The sequence below is a fragment of the Nocardia rosealba genome (assembly GCF_020216065.1).
Taxonomy (GTDB): Bacteria; Actinomycetota; Actinomycetes; order Mycobacteriales; family Mycobacteriaceae; genus Nocardia; species Nocardia rosealba.
The window spans coordinates 1,014,919-1,031,665 of sequence record NZ_JAIWNA010000001.1 but is presented as its reverse complement, the minus strand read 5'-3'; the positions used below and the strand labels follow the sequence as shown (position 1 = coordinate 1,031,665).

At 67.4% G+C, this 16,747-nt stretch carries 14 protein-coding genes; 4 read left to right on the top strand and 10 right to left on the bottom strand.

Features of this window, described 5'->3' with window-relative positions; translation table 11 throughout:
* Positions 1 to 33: 33 nt before the first annotated feature.
* The 3 genes from nirB to LDL21_RS04685 form a co-directional block, all read right to left on the bottom strand.
* A complete protein-coding gene (gene nirB, locus LDL21_RS04695; protein ID WP_225278917.1) occupies positions 34 to 2,580 on the bottom strand; it encodes a nitrite reductase large subunit NirB in 2,547 nt (848 codons plus the stop codon).
* 30 nt (positions 2,581 to 2,610) lie between these two features.
* A complete protein-coding gene (locus LDL21_RS04690; protein ID WP_181699555.1) occupies positions 2,611 to 4,050 on the bottom strand; it encodes a nitrate/nitrite transporter in 1,440 nt (479 codons plus the stop codon).
* A 266-nt stretch (positions 4,051 to 4,316) separates the two neighbouring features.
* Positions 4,317 to 5,468 carry an MFS transporter gene (locus tag LDL21_RS04685; protein WP_225279236.1) on the bottom strand — a complete coding sequence of 384 codons (1,152 nt, stop codon included), beginning with the start codon at positions 5,466 to 5,468 and terminating at the stop codon, positions 4,317 to 4,319.
* A 294-nt stretch (positions 5,469 to 5,762) separates the two neighbouring features.
* Here LDL21_RS04685 and LDL21_RS04680 point away from each other — a divergent pair, with 294 nt between their 5' ends.
* Positions 5,763 to 6,434 (top strand): FadR/GntR family transcriptional regulator, encoded by a 672-nt coding sequence (locus LDL21_RS04680; RefSeq protein WP_181699551.1) that lies wholly within the window; start codon positions 5,763 to 5,765, stop codon positions 6,432 to 6,434.
* Between the two features lie 150 nt (positions 6,435 to 6,584).
* Entirely contained in the window at positions 6,585 to 8,066 is a 1,482-nt protein-coding gene (locus LDL21_RS04675; protein WP_225278916.1) for an MFS transporter, read from the top strand.
* Positions 8,067 to 8,121: 55 nt separating this feature from the next.
* On the opposite strand, the gene LDL21_RS04670 is transcribed toward LDL21_RS04675, so the two are convergent.
* The 3 genes from LDL21_RS04670 to LDL21_RS04660 form a co-directional block, all read right to left on the bottom strand.
* Positions 8,122 to 8,973, bottom strand: a complete 852-nt coding sequence (locus tag LDL21_RS04670; protein WP_181699625.1) for a TIGR02569 family protein — start codon at positions 8,971 to 8,973, stop codon at positions 8,122 to 8,124.
* Between the two features lie 108 nt (positions 8,974 to 9,081).
* Positions 9,082 to 10,263 carry an adenylyltransferase/sulfurtransferase MoeZ gene (moeZ, locus tag LDL21_RS04665; protein WP_067637377.1) on the bottom strand — a complete coding sequence of 394 codons (1,182 nt, stop codon included), beginning with the start codon at positions 10,261 to 10,263 and terminating at the stop codon, positions 9,082 to 9,084.
* 199 nt (positions 10,264 to 10,462) lie between these two features.
* Entirely contained in the window at positions 10,463 to 11,473 is a 1,011-nt protein-coding gene (locus LDL21_RS04660; protein WP_372462134.1) for a DUF3152 domain-containing protein, read from the bottom strand.
* 273 nt (positions 11,474 to 11,746) lie between these two features.
* Between LDL21_RS04660 and fasR the strand changes: the two genes are divergently transcribed.
* Positions 11,747 to 12,412, top strand: coding sequence for an HTH-type transcriptional activator FasR (fasR, locus tag LDL21_RS04655; RefSeq protein WP_067985004.1), 666 nt, complete (start codon positions 11,747 to 11,749; stop codon positions 12,410 to 12,412).
* Positions 12,413 to 12,581: 169 nt separating this feature from the next.
* On the opposite strand, the gene LDL21_RS04650 is transcribed toward fasR, so the two are convergent.
* Both LDL21_RS04650 and LDL21_RS04645 read right to left on the bottom strand, forming a co-directional pair.
* Positions 12,582 to 12,809 (bottom strand): DUF3107 domain-containing protein, encoded by a 228-nt coding sequence (locus LDL21_RS04650; RefSeq protein WP_067491482.1) that lies wholly within the window; start codon positions 12,807 to 12,809, stop codon positions 12,582 to 12,584.
* Positions 12,810 to 12,913: 104 nt separating this feature from the next.
* Positions 12,914 to 13,447, bottom strand: a complete 534-nt coding sequence (locus LDL21_RS04645; protein ID WP_181699545.1) for a YceI family protein — start codon at positions 13,445 to 13,447, stop codon at positions 12,914 to 12,916.
* 100 nt (positions 13,448 to 13,547) lie between these two features.
* Between LDL21_RS04645 and LDL21_RS04640 the strand changes: the two genes are divergently transcribed.
* Complete coding sequence (locus tag LDL21_RS04640) at positions 13,548 to 14,405, top strand: helix-turn-helix transcriptional regulator (protein WP_225278915.1); 858 nt, start codon at positions 13,548 to 13,550, stop codon at positions 14,403 to 14,405.
* Positions 14,406 to 14,639: 234 nt separating this feature from the next.
* Here LDL21_RS04640 and LDL21_RS04635 read toward each other — a convergent pair whose 3' ends face one another.
* The gene (locus LDL21_RS04635) at positions 14,640 to 15,329 is read right to left on the bottom strand and encodes a ferritin-like fold-containing protein (protein ID WP_181699541.1); all 690 of its coding nucleotides are present in this window, start codon (positions 15,327 to 15,329) and stop codon (positions 14,640 to 14,642) included.
* Between the two features lie 28 nt (positions 15,330 to 15,357).
* Entirely contained in the window at positions 15,358 to 16,410 is a 1,053-nt protein-coding gene (locus LDL21_RS04630) for an alpha/beta fold hydrolase (protein ID WP_181699539.1), read from the bottom strand.
* Positions 16,411 to 16,747 lie beyond the last annotated feature (337 nt).

Here is a 16,747-nt window from a genome sequence, read left to right as displayed (position 1 = left end):
GTACAGGCGCCCTGTTTCCACAGGGTTAAGCGCTTATTTCCCGGCTGCTGCTGTGTCGGAGCCAACACCGGCAGGCATGCCGGGCAGACCGAGAAGCACTGGCACCTTGCGTTCGCCACTCTCGTCGAAGGCGATCGTGGGATCGGCTTCGTCAGGGGCATTGACGAAGGAGACGAAGCGCGACAGCTTGTTCTCGTCCTCGAGCACTGCGGCCCACTCGTCCTTGTATCCGTCGACGTGCTTGGCCATGGCGGCCTCGAGGTCGGCGGCGATGCCGAGGCTGTCGTCGCACACGACGGCCTTCAGGTAGTCCATGCCACCTTCGAGGGCCTCCTGCCAGGGCGCGGTGCGCTGCAGGCGGTCGGCGGTGCGGATGTAGAACATCAGGTAGCGGTCGATGTAGCGGATCAGCGTCTCGTCGTCGAGGTCGCCGGCGAGCAGCACGGCGTGCTTGGGGGTGAGACCACCGTTGCCGCCGACGTAGAGGTTCCAGCCGTTCTCGGTGGCGATCACGCCGACGTCCTTGCCACGGGCTTCGGCGCATTCACGCGCGCAGCCCGACACGGCCAGCTTCAGCTTGTGCGGCGAACGCAGGCCGCGGTACCGCTTCTCGAGCAGCACGGCCATGCCGACCGAGTCCTGCTGGCCGTAGCGGCACCAGGTGGAACCGACGCAGCTCTTCACGGTGCGCAGCGACTTGCCGTAGGCGTGCCCGGATTCCATACCCGCGTCGACCAGGCGCTTCCAGATCAGCGGCAGCTGTTCGACGCGCGCGCCGAACAGGTCGATGCGCTGACCACCGGTGACCTTCACGTACAGGTCGAATTCCTTGGCGACCTCGCCGATCACGATCAGCTGCTCGGCGGTCACCTCACCACCGGGCATACGCGGCACCACCGAGTAGGTGCCGTTCTTCTGCAGGTTGGCCAGGAAATGGTCGTTGGTGTCCTGCAGCGCGGCCTGCTCGCCCTCGAGGATGTGGTCGCTCGAGGTGGAGGCGAGGATCGAGGCGACGGTCGGCTTGCAGATATCGCAGCCCGAACCCTTGCCGTGCTTGGCGATCAGCTCCGAGAAGGTACGGATACCGGTGACGTTCACGATGTCGAACAGTTCGGCACGCGACTGCTCGAAGTGCTCGCACAGCGCCTTCGACAGCGCGACACCGGACTGCTCCAGCAGCTTCTTGATCATCGGCACACAGCCACCGCAGGAGGTACCCGCGTTGGTGCAGCCCTTCACGGCCGGGATATCGCAGGCGCCCTCGGCGATGGCGCCGCAGATGGCGCCCTTGCTCACGTTGTTGCAGGAGCAGATCTGCGCGTCGTCGGGCAGCGCGTCGGCGCCCAGTTCGGCGCCGGCCGGGGAGATCAGCGAGGCCGGGTCGGCGGGCAGCGGACGCCCGACCAGCGGGCGAAGCGCGGCGTAGGCCGAGGCGTCGCCGACGAGGATGCCGCCGAGCAGGATCTCGGCGTTGTCGGAGACGACGAGCTTGGCGTAGGTGCCCTTGGCGGCGTCGTGCAGCACCACCGACAGCGCGCCCTCGGTGGTGGCGTGCGCGTCACCGAAGGAGGCCACGTCGACGCCCATCAGCTTCAGCTTGGTCGACATGTCGGCACCGGGGAACTCGCCCGCACCGCCGAGCAGGCGGTCGGCGACGATCTCGGCGGTGGTGTAACCGGGGGCGACCAGGCCGTAGCAGACACCTTCGACGGCGGCGCATTCACCGATGGCGTAGATGTCGGGGTCCGAGGACCGAAGGCCGAGATCGGTGAGAATGCCTCCGCGCGGGCCGATTTCGAGCCCGGCCGCCTTGGCGACGGAGTCGTGCGGGCGGATACCGGCGGAGAACACCACGAGCGAGGCGTGGATCTCCGACTCGTCGGACAGGTGCAGCTTGACCCCGCCGGTCTCCTCCTCGATCGACTCGATCTTGGCGGTGCCGACGCCCGTGTGCACGTTCAGGCCGATGTCGGAGACCAGCTTCTCCAGGATCGCGCCACCACCGGCGTCGACCTGGGCGGGCATCAGGCGGTCGTTGTACTCGATGACGTGCGGGGTCATGCCCATCAGGCGCAGCGCGTTGGCCGCCTCCAGGCCGAGCAGACCACCGCCGATCACCACACCGTGCGCGCCGGGACCGGCCTTCTCAGCCGCGGAGCGGATGCCGTCCAGGTCCTCGATGGTGCGGTAGACGAAGCACTCGGGCAGGTCGTGGCCGGGCACCGGCGGCACGAAGGCGTAGGAACCGGTGGCCATCACCAGCGCGTCGTAGGCGATGACCTCACCGGTGGAGGTGGTGACGGTCTTGGCCGCGCGGTCGATGGACTCGCCGCGCTGGCCGAGCCGCAGCTCCACCAGCTCGTCGCCGGAGTACATGTTGCCCGGCAGCGCCAGGTCGTCGGGGTTCCAGTTGCCGACGTAGTAGGACAGGCCGACGCGGTCGTAGGCGGGCAGCTTCTCCTCGGAGAGCACGACCACGCGCCACTGTCCGGCGTCGTCGCGCGAGCGAAGGGCCTCGACGAAGCGGTGTCCGACCATGCCGTGGCCGACCACGACCACTGTCTTGCGAGTGCTGTTCATGAGAGTGACCTCCTGGATTGTGGTCGGTTGTCAGCGAGCCGACGAAGTGCTGGATTCGGCCTCGAGGACCAGGGATTCGGCCTCGGCCACGACATCGGAGTCGACGGCGGCGCGGGGGCGGCGCAGGAACACCGTCCAGGTGACCGCGGCGCAGACCACGTAGAAGGCGAGGAACACCCAGAACGCGGTGGTCGCCGAGGCGGTGCTGGCGTAGGAGGAGCGCAGCACCATGTTGATGCCGACGCCGCCGAGGGCACCGATGGCGCCGACGAAACCGATCAGGGCGCCGGAGGTGTTCTGCGACCACGCGGCCTGTTCGGCGCGCGGCAGCGGCAGGCTCTTGGACTTGGCCTCGAACACCGACGGGATGATCTTGGTGACGGCGCCGTTGCCGAAACCCGACAGGATGAACAGGGCGATGAAGCCGGCGACCAGGATCGTCATGGTCGATCCGGTGGCGATGCCGTTGTTGCGGTCGGCCAGCGTCGAGGCGAAGATCACGACCAGCGCGGCGGCCATCATGGCGCCGAAGGTGGCGATGGTGACCTTGCTGCCACCGATGCGGTCGGCCATCTTGCCGCCGTAGGGGCGGGCGAGCGAACCGAGCAGCGGACCGATGAACGCGATCGAGGCGGCGTGGATGGCGGCCTGGGTCGCGGTGTCACCACCGGCCTTGAAACTGATCTGCAGGATCTGGCCGAAGGCGAAGCTGTAGCCGATGAACGAACCGAAGGTGCCGATGTAGAGGAAGGCGATAGCCCAGGACTGCGGCACGCGCAGGGCCTTGAGCATGTAGGACATGTCGGCCTTCTGGTTGGTCAGGTTGTCCATGTACAGCGCGGCACCGACCGCGGTGACACCTACCAGGACCAGGTAGACCGCGCAGATCACGTAGGCGTAGTCGCCACCGAGGGTGACCAGCACGAGCAGGCCGAGCAGCTGGATCACCGGCACGCCGATATTGCCGCCGCCGGCGTTCATGCCGAGCGCCCAGCCCTTGAGCCGCTGCGGGTAGAAGGCGTTGATGTTGGTCATCGAGGAGGCGAAGTTGCCGCCACCGAAGCCGGCGAACGCGGCGACGATCAGGAAGGTGGTGTAGGACGTGCCCGGCTGGTTGACGAAATACAGCGTCAGCAGCAGCGGGACGAGCAGCAGGAACGCGCTGAAGATGGTCCAGTTGCGACCACCGAAGCGGGCCGTTGCCACGGTGTAGGGAATGCGCAGGAACGCGCCGACGAGCGTTGGCATGGCGACGAGGAAGAACTTGCCCGCCGGATCGATGCCGAACTTGTCGGTCGGCATGAACAGCACCATCACCGACCAGATGGACCACACCGAGAAACCGATGTGCTCGGCGATCACCGACCAGATCAGGTTGCGCTTGGCAACGTCCTTGCCGCCGGCCTCCCAGGCCGCGACATCTTCGGCATCCCAGTGCTCGATGTCGTGGTTACGCTTCAGCGTGCTCAAGTTGGGCCTCCCAAAAGTGCGATGGCCCAACGGTAGGAAATGGGTATTGCCGAAATGCTGCGGGAAATTGCGCTTGAATCAACGGTTTCTCACGCCGCCCCGGTCACAGGGGTGAGATCAGCCCTTTTGTTTCGGGCATGTGACACAACGATTTCCGCACGTAAGAAGGCGGCCGGAAATCATTCGAAACGCCCGTGAGGGTGTGATCTAGGTAGCATCGACCCGAACGCACCATTACGCAACTCGAACGGTGAGTTTTCTTCCGCTCAATTCCAGGTGTCTTCGAGCATGCGCGGTTTGCAGGCCTGCCAGGCGCCGGTGAGCAGCACGCCGAGTGCGACGAGCAGCAGACCGAACGGGGCCAGCCAGCCACCGGTGGCGGTGTGCAGGATGCCGAACAGCAGCGGACCGACACAGGCGACGACGTAACCGACGCCCTGGGTGAATCCGGACAGCGCCGCCGAGCCCTGCGGTGTGCGGGTACGCAGGTTGATGAGGGTGAGCGCCATCGGGAAGGTGCTCGGGCCGAGGCCGAGCAGCACCACCCACAGCAGCGGCGCGCCCATCGGCGCGATCAGCAGGCCCGCGAACGCGACGACGAACAGCACCATGCACGCGACGACGACCGGGAACGGGTTGCGCATGCGTGAGACGACGGTCGGCGCACCGAGCGCGGGGATCAGGCCGATCAGCGCGAACAGCGCGACCATGTTGCCGCCGAAGGCCGCGCTGGCGCCCGCGTCGGCCAGGATGGTCGGCAGCCAGGTGAACATGGCGTAGGTGGTGAGCGAGGTCATGCCGAACATGCCCGCCATGCCCCAGGCCACCGGGGAACGCCACACTTTGCCTGTGGCCGTCGGTGTTTCGGACGGCAGCGCGGTGGTGTCGGCCTTGTCGCGGCCACGGCGGTCGCGCAGGACGACCAGCCACGGCACCGCCGCGGCGAAACCGACGAGCGCCCACACGCCCATCGAGATGCGCCACCCGTGCGCCTCGGCCAGCGGCACCGCGACGAACGCGGGAATGACCGTGCTCAGCTGCACCATCACGATGTAGAGCGAGGAGATCGACGCCAGCCGATCGGCGAAATACCGCTTGACCAGCGGCGGAATCACCACATTGCCGATACCCATGCCGAGCAGCGCCACCCCGGACAAGGCGAGCAGCTCGCCGGTGCCGGAGGAGAACACGCGGGCGAGCGAACCGAATCCGGCCAGCAGCATCGCCAGCAGAACCGTGCGCTCCAGCCCGAAACGCCGCACCGCGAACGGGGTGACCAGCCCGGCGACACCGAACATCGCGGTCGGCAGCATGCCGAACACGCCGACGATGGCGGTGCCGTACCCGATGTCGTCACCGATCTGCTCGGCCAGCGGGCTGAACGCGGTGACGGCCGCACGCAGGGTGAGCGCCGACATGATGATGGCCGCGAGAACCAGCAGCCGTCCCTCGATCAACGACCGCCGGGTGAGCTGCTCGGACTCCGCCTGATCGACCTCGGCGGGCGGATTCGGGAGCGCACTCCCACCATCGACCGCATCCCATCGACCATCGACCTGCCCATCGACAGAGGTGAGCCGGGTCAAGGTTTCGGAGGAGGGCGGAGGAGTCACAGGAGAAATCATAGGATGACCCGATGATCGACGCCAGCAAGTGTGAGCGACAAGTCAGGCTCGAGTACCGGCCTGCCCCTTTGCCTTACGCTGGCTCACGTGCAACCCGTCCGGCGCTCCAGCCTCATCGCCCAGGTGACCGAACAACTGCGCGCCGAAATCCGGTCGGGCCGTTGGCCGGTCGGCGGCCGTATCCCCACCGAACCCGAGCTCACCGAACTCACCGGCACCGGCCGCAATACCGTGCGTGAAGCCGTGCAGGCCCTCGTCCACGCGGGCATGCTCGAGCGCCGCCAGGGTTCGGGCACCTATGTGATCGCCACCTCCGAGGTGGGCGGCACGCTCGGCAAGTACTTCGCCGACGCCGAGGAACGCGACATCCTCGAATTGCGCCAGGCGCTCGACACCACCGCCGCGGGCTTGGCCGCGCGTCGCCGCGACGACACCGATATCGCCAACCTGCGCCGCCTGCTCGCCGAACGCAACGACCGCGACTGGACCAAACCCGACCCGGTGGCCATCGCCGCCGATGTGGAATTGCACCGCGCGATCGTCGTCGCCAGCCACAACGCCGTGTATCTGGAGTTCTACGACTCGCTGCTGCCGGTGATCGAGCAGGTGATCCACGCGCGCACCGCCAAATCCGACGACGCCTACGACAGCGAGCACATCGAACTGGTGCAGGCCGTCATCGACGGCGACGCCGAGCGCGCGATGCAGGCCGCGCGCTGCTTCCTCGGCTCGCTCATCGCCGAGTACCCGGATCGTTGAGTTTCGCCCGGTAACCGAGCTGTCACCTCGACGCGAATCGCTCGGTGAGCCCGAGTTGGCTCGAATGTCACCTGAGGCCATTGTCACGCAACAACCGGCTTCTACCGTTTCTCTCGACACCGCATCACGCGCCCGATCGAGAGGAAGCCGATGACCGCAATCGCCGCCACCGGCCAGACGACAGACACCGCGTCGTTCGAGTATGAGAAGAAGGGCCGCTGGCTCACCCAGTGGGAGCCCGACAATCCGAAATTCTGGGAATCGGGCGGTGAGAAGACCGCCAAGAAGAACCTGTGGTTCTCGGTGTTCGCCGAGAACCTAGGCTTCAGCGTCTGGGTCCTGTTCGGTTCCATCGTCACCGCCATGGGCGCCGCGGGCTTCACGTTCCTGGAGGGCCTCGGCAAGGGCAACCCGACCGCCGTCGCCAACGCCCTGCTGCTGACCTCGGTGCCCACCCTGGTCGGCGCCACCCTGCGCATCCCCTACACCTTCGCCGTCCCCAAGTTCGGCGGCCGGGCCTTCACCACGTTCAGCGCCGCCATGCTGCTGTTCCCGACGCTGGGCCTGGCGTACTTCATCAACCAGCCGGGCACCCCGATGTGGGTGTTCCTGCTGCTGGCCGCGCTCGCCGGCGTGGGCGGCGGCAACTTCTCGTCCTCGATGGCCAACATCTCGTTCTTCTTCCCCGAAGGCAAGAAGGGCGCCGCGCTGGGCATCAACGCCGCAGGCGGCAATCTCGGTGTGGCACAGACCCAATTGGCCGCGCCGCTGCTGATCACCCTCGGCACGCACCTGCTGGCCAAGGACGCGGCGGGCTACCGGTTCGGCCTCACCCTCGCCATCCTGGTCTGGGTGCCGTTCATCCTGGTCGCCGCGTTCGGCGCCCTGCGGTACATGGACTCGATCGCCTCGGCCAAGGCCGACGGCAAGTCCTACAAGCTGGCGTTGACCAACCCGCACACCTGGATCATGTCGTTCCTCTACATCGGCACCTTCGGTTCGTTCATCGGCTTCTCATTCGCCTTCCCGACCCTGATCAAGGCCAACTTCCCGCACCTGACGCAGATCGGCTGGATCAGCACGGTCGGTAACCTCGCCTTCCTCGGCGCCCTCGTCGGGTCGTTCAGCCGCCCGGTCGGCGGGTGGATTTCCGACAAGGTCGGCGGCGCGCGCATCACGGTCATGGTCTTCACCGGAATGGCCGTGGCGGTCGCGTTGATCATGACCGCGCTGTCGATGAAGAGCTTCCCGCTCTACCTCGCCGCGTTCCTGCTGCTGTTCGTGCTCACCGGGGTCGGCAACGGCTCGACCTACCGGATGATCCCGTCGATCTTCGGCGCCACCGCCAAGAAGTACGCCGCCGAACACGGCATGGAGATCACCGAGGCACAGGCATCGGCACGTCGTCAGGCCGGCGCCGCGATCGGCGTGATCGGAGCGGTCGGAGCCTTCGGCGGATTCATCCTGCAGCAGGCACTTCGCTTGTCCAACATCAACTTCGGTTCCATGGCCCCCGCCTTCTGGGCCTACGCCGTCACCTTCGTCGTCATGGCGGGCGTCACCTGGTGGTGCTACCTGCGCACCTCCTTCGCCACCGACAAGGTCCCGTCCCTGGCCTACGCCAACGTCTGACACCACGAAAGCCGCGCCCGGAATCCCCGACCGGGCGCGGCTTTCGGCATTTCTCCTACAGCACCAGGCGGACCATATCGGCCGTGCGGGCAAGGCCGGGAAAGGCTTCCGGGGTGGAGCGTGGGTGCAGGGCGTGCACGGCGAGGCGGAAGATCAAGGCGCGCAACAGCATCTGTGGCCATTCGGGCAGGCTGGACCAGCGTTCCAGGAGGCCGTCGTCACCGCCGCCCCAGGCCAGCGCGTCGACGACGACCACGCCGGCCGCCCAGGCGGCGGGGCGCCAGTAGGGGGTGATGTCGGTGAGGCCCGGTGCGTGCGCGCCGGAGAACAGGACCGTACCGAACAGGTCGCCGTGCACGAGCTGGTCGGGGCTGCGCACCGGTTTGCGCAAAGTGGCCAGCTGGCCGATCAATTCGAGGCTGCGCTGACCGTCGGGGGTCGCGGTGAGTGGCACGCCGCCGGCGCGCAGGGTGCGCAACGGCACCGACTCCCAGGCGGCGCGGTCGGCGGCGACGAACACATCCACATCCACCCACGGCGCGACGGGCGGCTGCACCAGGAAACGCGGGCGTTCCAGCTGTGCTGTCGCCTTGTGTAATCGCAGCGACACCGACACCACCTCGTCGTGGCGGGGTTCGGGGGCGCCGTCGATGAAGGTGTCGGCGCGCCAGCCCGACACCACGTAGCGGCCGTCGGTGGCACGCACCGGCCGCGCGACGCGCACACCGTCGACGGCGAGGGTTTCGCGCACCTTGGCCGACCACGCCGCGCGGGCGTGATCGGCCACCGGGCTCAGCACCACATCGCCGAGCCGCCAGCCACCGTCCCAGTCACCGAGGGAGACCGGCGTCACTTCGCGAAGACCGAATGTGGCCCGCACATGCTCGGGTGGTTCGACTGAAGTCACTGACGTCACGGCCGTACCGTAACCCTGAGGACACGTCAACAGCCCGAAGGCACGCTGGCACGCGACCCCATTGCGACCTCCCCGCAATCAACGGCGGATCGGTACGGATCAGTACACGGGCAGCGACGGATCGACCTGCTTGGCCCACGCGACCACGCCGCCCTGCAGGTGCGTGGCGTCGGCGAAACCGGCCCGCTTGAGCGCGGCCAGCGCCTCGGCCGAGCGGATCCCGGTCTTGCAGTGCAACACGATCGGCTTGTTCTGCGGCAGCTCCGAGAGCGCCTCACCGGACAGGATGCGGTCCTTGGGGATCAACGTCGCACCGTCGATGTGCACGATGTCCCACTCCACCGGCTCGCGCACGTCGATCAGTTCGACCTTGTCGGCGTCGAGCAGGTCCTTCAGCTCGGCGGCGGTGACGGTCGACCCGGCGGCGGCGGCCTGGCCCTCCTCCGACACCACACCGCAGAACGCCTCGTAGTCGATCAGCTCGGTGATCGGCTGACGTTCCGGATCGCGGCGCAGCTTGATGGTGCGGTAGTTCATGTCCAGTGCGTCGTAGACCATCAGACGGCCCAGCAGCGTCTCACCGATACCGGTGATGAGCTTGATCGCCTCGGTCACCATCACCGAACCGATCGACGCGCACAGCACGCCGAGCACGCCGCCTTCGGCGCAGGACGGGACCATGCCCGGCGGCGGGGCCTCCGGGTACAGGTCGCGGTAGTTGATGCCACGCCCGTCGGGTGCGTCCTCCCAGAACACCGACACCTGGCCCTCGAAGCGGTAGATCGAGCCCCACACGTAGGGCTTGCCCGCGAGGACGGCGGCGTCGTTGACCAGGTAGCGGGTGGCGAAGTTGTCGGTGCCGTCGACGATCAGGTCGTACTCGCGGAACAGCTCGACGGCGTTGTCGGGTTCGAGGCGGATCTTGTGCAGCCGCACGTCGATTCCCGAGTTGATCTCGAGGATCGAATCGCGGGCGCTGTCGGCCTTGGACCGGCCGATATCGGACTCACCGTGGATGACCTGACGCTGCAGGTTCGACATGTCGACCTCGTCGAACTCGACGATGCCGAGCGTGCCGACGCCCGCGGCCGCCAGATACAGCAGGGCGGGCGAACCGAGACCGCCCGCGCCGATCACGAGCACCTTGGCGTTCTTCAACCGTTTCTGACCGTCGACACCGAGATCGGGGATGATCAGGTGGCGGCTGTACCGCGCGACCTCGTCCTTGGTCAGTTCCGCCGCAGGCTCGACGAGCGGCGGCAAGGACCCGTTGAAAGACACCTTCGGAACTCCGTTTCTTTGGCGGCTGGCGCCGCGGGTTTGCGGCCTGTTCCCTTGATCTTCCCTCCCGTCGGGCACTCCTTCGTCGCACCCTCTGGTCAGTCCAGATCAAGGCGGCCGCAAACCGATGGCCGTGTGTATCTACAACACTGACCGCCGTACTGTTCTTCCCGCCCATGGTCTCGCACCGGCGGAGTTCTCAGCCGCGCGGGTACGGCCAGGGATTGAAGCGGCAGGTCTTGCCGTCGGGCGGGACCACACCGTGCGGGTCGAGCAGGGCGATGTCGTTGTTCTTGGTGCCGAAGGTCTGCTGCATCATGATCGGCGCCAGGCCGCCCTCGGTCTCGCACGGCTGGTGGCCGTGGTAGCCGATGGCGTGGCCGACCTCGTGGTTGACGAGGTATTGCCGGTAGGAACCGATGTCGCCGTCGAAGGCGAGCGCGCCGCGCACCCAGCGGGCCTCCGACAGCACCACCCGGTCGATGCTCGCGTTGTAACACGACGAGTCGATGGGGATCTCGAATCCACAAGCGGCGCGGGTGCTTTCGCGGGAGGTGAGGGAGAGCCGGAAGTCGGGTTCGCCGACGTCGATGCGCTGGAACCCGAACTTGGGGTCCTTGGTCCAGCTCTTGGGGTTGGCCAGGGTGGTCTCCACCATCTTGGCCACGGCCACGTCACCACCGTAGGCCGAGGTGTCGATGCCGTCTTCCACCTCGACGGTGTAGCGGAACACCCGCTCGGTGCCCGCCCCGACCTGTGGGCCCGCACCCGGCACCACATGCCAGGTGCCCGCGCCGCGCTCGACGAACGCGCCGCCCTCGGGGAGCGCGCCGAGCGGCAGATCGGCGGGGAACTTTCCGTCGCCGGGCGGTGCGCCGATGATGCCGGACTGGGCGACGTTCGGGCTCAATGCCCCGAACCCCGGGTCCACCGGGGCGGGCTGCTTGGCCACGCGCAGCGCGTCGAAGATCACGAACGCCGTCACCGCCAGCAACACCGGCAGCGCGTAGGCCCGCCACCCGTAGGTGGACACGAAGCGGCCGAGGGCGCTCTGCTTCTTGGCGTCGCGCTGTGGGCTGCGCGGCCTGCCGGTGTCGGCTTCGGCGGGATCCCAGCGTGCGCGGAGGGGCTGACGCGATCGGTCGGCCGGTTGGTACAGCCCGAGGGGGTCGTAGACCTGCAGTTCCCGCCCTTCTGACTCCGAAGTCACTGAACCGGACTCGGTGGTTTGCGTGGGGCGAGCGACATCGCGCCCGCCGCCGGATGGTCGTTCCGGGCGGTCGGTCACCACACCAGATTCTCACAGTGGCCAAATCGGTGACGCGGGTGGCCGGGGAAGATCCGCCGGTTACGGCCCGGCGAACGTTCCCGCCTGGTACTACATTTCCGTAGGCGATACTCCGGGGGAACACTGTGCGAGTATCGTTCGTGGGACATCGGGCGCACATTCGCCTGCCTGGTGTAGTCGACAAAGAGAGCCGAGATGACTGACCTCGTGGACCGCATGACCTCGCGCCGATCGGTGCCGGAGACGGTCCCGGCAAAGCGCGGCACCCGCCTGCCTCGTGATGAGCGGCGTCAGCAACTGCTGCTCGCGGCGAGCGAGGTATTCGTCCAGCGTGGTTACCACGCCGCGGGCATGGACGAGATCTCGCAGGTGGCCGGTGTCAGCAAGCCGGTGCTCTACCAGCACTTCGCGAGCAAGCTGGAACTGTATCTGGCGGTGCTGCAGAATTATGTGGACATCCTGGTGTCGAGCGTGCGTCAGGCGCTGCGCTCCACCACCGACAACAAGCAGCGTGTGCGCGCCGCCGTCGCCGCCTACTTCGACTTCGTCGACAACGAGATGCAGGGTTTCCGCCTCGTCTTCGAATCCGACCTCACCAGCGAACCGCAGGTGCAGCGCCGGGTCGAACAGGCCACCGAAGCCTGCGTCGACGCGGTGTTCGACCTGGTCGCCCACGACTCCGGTCTCGACCCGTACCGGGCGCGCATCCTGGCCGTCGGCCTGGTGGGGGCGAGCCAGTTCTCGGCGCGCTACTGGCTCGAGGCCGACCGCCCGGTCCCCAAGGACGAGGCCGTCGACACCACCGTGGCCCTGGCCTGGGGCGGCCTGAAGCACGTGCCGTTCCGCCTCTCCGGGTCTTGAGGCCAGACTCGGGTTCGTGGGCATTTCCGAAGGCGGCAAGCCCTCTGGAAGTGGGTGGGTCAGCCCGTACCCGGTGAGTTACCCATGTACTGACGAAATCAGTTGTCTCGTCCGTGACAAGAATGGGCCCGCCTTCGGTGTGAAGGCGGGCCCATTCGTGTTTCGCGTCTTACACGGTGGCGAAGCCGACGCGGCCGACGGCCGGGGAACCGATCTCCACGTAGGCGACCTTCGCGGCCTGGATCAGGAACTTGCGGTTCTTGTCGTCGGTGAGCTTGACGACGCCACCGGAGCCGCTGAGGGCATCGGTCACCAGCGCCTCGATCTCGTCAGGGCTCTGCGAGCTGTTGATGACGAGCTCCCGAGGGCTATCCGAAATACCGATCTTGACCTCCACGGCCAACCTCCGAACGTAAGAGTCCTGTGTTGTCCTCTTCAGGCTAATGCAGCCACCCGACCCCGGTGACACACCCGCCTGCGCTGTGAGCGAACGAGCGGGGATCAGGGTTCGACGAGCTCGATCTCGAGTTCGATCTTGACGGTGTCCGACAGCATGCCCGGCATGGGGCCGCCGACACCGAAATCGGTGCGCTTGATGGCACCGGTCGCGGAGAAGCCGGCATGGCGCGAGCCGTCGGGGAAGTCGCCGACGCCGCCCCACTCCACCTCGAGGGTGAGCGGCTTGGTGACGGTGCCGAGGGTGGCCTCGCCGGTGACGGTGAAGGTCTCGGCGATGCGGACCGGTTCGGTGGCGCGGAAGCTCAGGGTCGGACGGTTGGCGACATCGAGGAAGTCGGCGTTGCGCACATGGGCGTCGCGGTCGGCGTTGCCGGTGTCGAAGGAGTCGAGGTCGATGGTCGCGCCGATGGTGGCGGCACCGGATTCGTCGACCACGAACTCGGTCTCGAACCGGGTGAAGCCGCCGCGCACCTTGGCGATGCCGAGGTGGCGAACGGTGAACGAAACCGAGGAATGGCTGCGGTCCAGCGTCCAGGATCCGGCCTTCAGCTGCTGTGTCTGTGTCGAAGAAGTCATGCGTCCAGCCTGACCGGACCGTGGTCCGTTAACCAGACCGCCGTTATCCTGGACCTGTCAGGGCCAGGCTGTCGGAGCCAGGACCAGGGAGGATGGAGCAATGCCCGACCAGCTTGGAGCCCGCTCGACCTTCGCCGAACTGCTCATCGCCCGGCGCGCGGAACTGCGCCCCGAAGACGTTGGCCTGCCCGGCGGCGGTCGTCGGCGCACACCGGGACTGCGCCGCGAGGAGGTCGCGGTGCTGGCAGGCGTGAGCGCGGACTACCTGGCCCGGCTCGAACAGGGCCGCGACAGCAATCCCTCCCCAGCCGTGGTCGACGCCCTGGCCACCGCCTTGCGCTTCAACGACACCGAACGCGCCCATTTCGGCTGGCTGGCACTGACCACCAGCAAGGAAGCGCGCTGCCCCAGTACGGCTTTCGACCCGAAGCTCGATCAGGTGCCGCCCGCGCTCACCGCCGTGCTCGACGCCCTCACCCCCACCCCCGCCTTCGCCCTGGGCCCGCGCGCGAATGTGCTCGCGTGGAACGACTCCTGGGAGGACCTCGTCGCCCCGCTCGGCCTGCTCGACGATCCCGAGCAAGTGAACCTGGCCGTCTGGGCGTTCCGACATCCACTGGCGCGCACCACCATCACCGACTGGCCGCAATACGCCGACCTCCTCGCCGATCAGCTGGCCCGCACGAGACTGCGCCGCCCCGAAGACGAGAGCATCGCCTCCACCATCGAATTCCTCACCACCGAACCGGAATTCGCCCGCCGCTGGCAACCACACCGCCTCGCCGAGAACCTACCGAGCCTGCTCGGCCTCGAACACCCCACCCGAGGCACCCTCACCTTCACCGTGCAGACACTGTCCGCCGAGAACGATCAGCAGATCGTCATCTGGCTCCCCCGCGAAACCGCCGCCCGCGCACCGGAACTACGCCTGATCCACCCCCAAGCAGCAAACGGCTGACAGATCCGGCAAGAACATGGGTAACTCACCGGGGCACGAGCTAACCCAGCCACTTCCCACAAGCTCGCCGCGTCCCCAGGTCTCCCCGCGCCCGAGTCTGGCCAAGGTCGCGGAGAGGCAGGTGAGCACATGGGTAACTCACCGGGTACGGGCTAACCCAGCCACGTCCGGAAAGCTTGCCGCCTCCACAACTCCCCCCGCACCTGAGTCTGGCCAAAAGTCGCGGGGAGGCGGTCAGAGCCCTAGTTGGGCCATGCGGGCGGCGTGGCGCTCCTGCATGCGGTCGAACAGGGAGACGATGCCGTTGAGGTCGCCCGTGGCGGCCAGCACCAGTTCGGCCAGTTCGTCGCGCTGAGCCATCACGTACTGCGCCTGGGTGATCGCCTCACCGAGCAGCCTGCGACCCCACAGGGTGAGTCGATCGCGCTCGGACCGGCTGGCGGTGACCGCGTTGCGGACCTCCTCGACCACGAACTGCGAGTGCCCGGTCTCGGCGAGCACGTCGCGCACCACATCGGCGACCTCGGCGGGGAGCGCGCCGGCGATCTCGGTGTAGAAGTCGGCGGCCAGGCCGTCACCTACGTAGAACTTCACCATCGACTCGAGCCACGTCGACGGGTCGGTGGAGGCGTGGTAGGAGTCCAGCGCGCCCTGGTACTGGTCCATCGCCCGCTCGGTGTCCACCCCGCGCGCGCCGAGCGCCGCCTCGAGCGCCTCGAAGTGCGCCAGCTCCGCGGCCGCCATCTTGGCCACCGCCACCCGCCCGCGCACCGACGGCGCGAGCTTGGCTTCCTCGGCGAGCCGATAGAACGCGGACAGCTCGCCGTAGGCGAGGACCGCGAACAGCTCGGTCACCCCCGGGTGGTCGGCGGACAGCGGTGCGGTCGAGAAAACTTCCGGCGCGGCAGAGGTCTGGGCTCCCATGACCACCAATCGTAGTCGCGATCGCGGATCAGTCGCGATCGGCCAGGAATTTGTCCAGATGCGTCCAGGTGGTGTCGCGGGCCTGTGGTCCGGTGAGAATGCCGAGGTGGCTGCCCGGAACGACCTCGTAGGTCACCGAGGGCGACCCGGTGAGCGTGCGCAAACCCGCCTCGACAGCGGCCTTCGGCGTGATGACGTCGGCGGTGCCGCCGAACAGCAGTACCGGCACCCGCACCTCGGCGAGGTCGATGGTGAGGTCGCGCAGGTGCACCCGGCCCTTGCCGATGTCGTTGGCCAGGATGAACCGGCCCCACAGCTGCCCGTAGAAGCGGCCGGGGTAGCCGGGCATGGCGGCCTGGAACCGATCGATGGATTCCATTCTGGCCAGCGTCTCGGTGCGCGCGATATTGCCCGCGATGAACATCGGCCGCGCCAGTTCGCGGTCGAACGCCGCCACCCGGTAGGCGAATTTCGTCAGCGGCGCGGGGATACCGCCGACGGCCCGCACCACGTTGGTGACCGCCTTGCCGCCGGTGATCCGGGCGACCGCGCGCACCTGCGGCATGCCGAGCATCTTGTCGTAATCGAGCGGCGGGCCGACGCCGGTGACCGAACGGATCGGCAGATCGGCGTTGGCGGCGGTGGTGAGCAGGGCGAAAATGCCGCCGATCGACCAGCCGACGAGGTCGACGGGCGCGCCACCGCGATCGGCGCTGACCCGGCGGATCGCCTCGGGCAGGATGTCGGTGACCCAGTCCTCGAAACCCATCCGGCGATCGGCGAAGCCGATGTCGCCGTAATCGATGAGGTAGGTGGGGCGGCCGGTGGACACCAGGTGGCGAACCAGGCTCTGGTCGGGGCGCAGGTCGTAACAGGTGGCGGGCGCCGCGAGCGGCGGAATCAGCAGCACCGCGGAATCGGTTGTGGCGGAGTCGCTTTCGGTGCCGTAGCGACGCAGCAAGCGGTGCGGTTCGTCCCAGAGCACGGTCGAGGGCGCGGGGTCGGGCGCCTCGATGCCCGCGCCGAAGCTCAGCGCCCAGGCGTTACGCGCGGCGGTGGTGACGGTGTCGGTGATGCTCACGACAAGAAATCTCTCACATCCCGGTACCGCCGGTTACAGTGACCTCTATTACATCCGCGACACGCGCGAAAACCGGAAACGGTGAATTGCACTGCGACGCACCGTGTATGCGGGTGTGACCGGCGGCGATTTCGTTTTTCGTACGACACCCGAACGGCGTGAAATTCGGATTGCGCAGAATATCACGCTACAATCACTGTGGACAACGCTAGTTTCGTAGCCCCGGCACACTTCGCGGGCGCGTCACACCACGGCGCACAGCGCCACCCGGCAGCGTTGACCAGGAAAATGTGCGCGCACCGAATCCGTATCACCGATGTGCCGCGCCGATGACGCA

Bases quoted from the DNA above. Each gene is read 5' to 3' on its own strand.
- nirB (WP_225278917.1), bottom strand. From the start codon at position 2,580: ATGAACAGCACTCGCAAGACAGTGGTCGTGGTCGGCCACGGCATGGTC.
- LDL21_RS04685 (WP_225279236.1), bottom strand. From the start codon at position 5,468: ATGTCGGCGCTCACCCTGCGTGCGGCCGTCACCGCGTTCAGCCCGCTG.
- LDL21_RS04675 (WP_225278916.1), top strand. From the start codon at position 6,585: ATGACCGCAATCGCCGCCACCGGCCAGACGACAGACACCGCGTCGTTC.
- fasR (WP_067985004.1), top strand. From the start codon at position 11,747: ATGACTGACCTCGTGGACCGCATGACCTCGCGCCGATCGGTGCCGGAG.
- LDL21_RS04645 (WP_181699545.1), bottom strand. From the start codon at position 13,447: ATGACTTCTTCGACACAGACACAGCAGCTGAAGGCCGGATCCTGGACG.
- LDL21_RS04640 (WP_225278915.1), top strand. From the start codon at position 13,548: ATGCCCGACCAGCTTGGAGCCCGCTCGACCTTCGCCGAACTGCTCATC.
- LDL21_RS04635 (WP_181699541.1), bottom strand. From the start codon at position 15,329: ATGGGAGCCCAGACCTCTGCCGCGCCGGAAGTTTTCTCGACCGCACCG.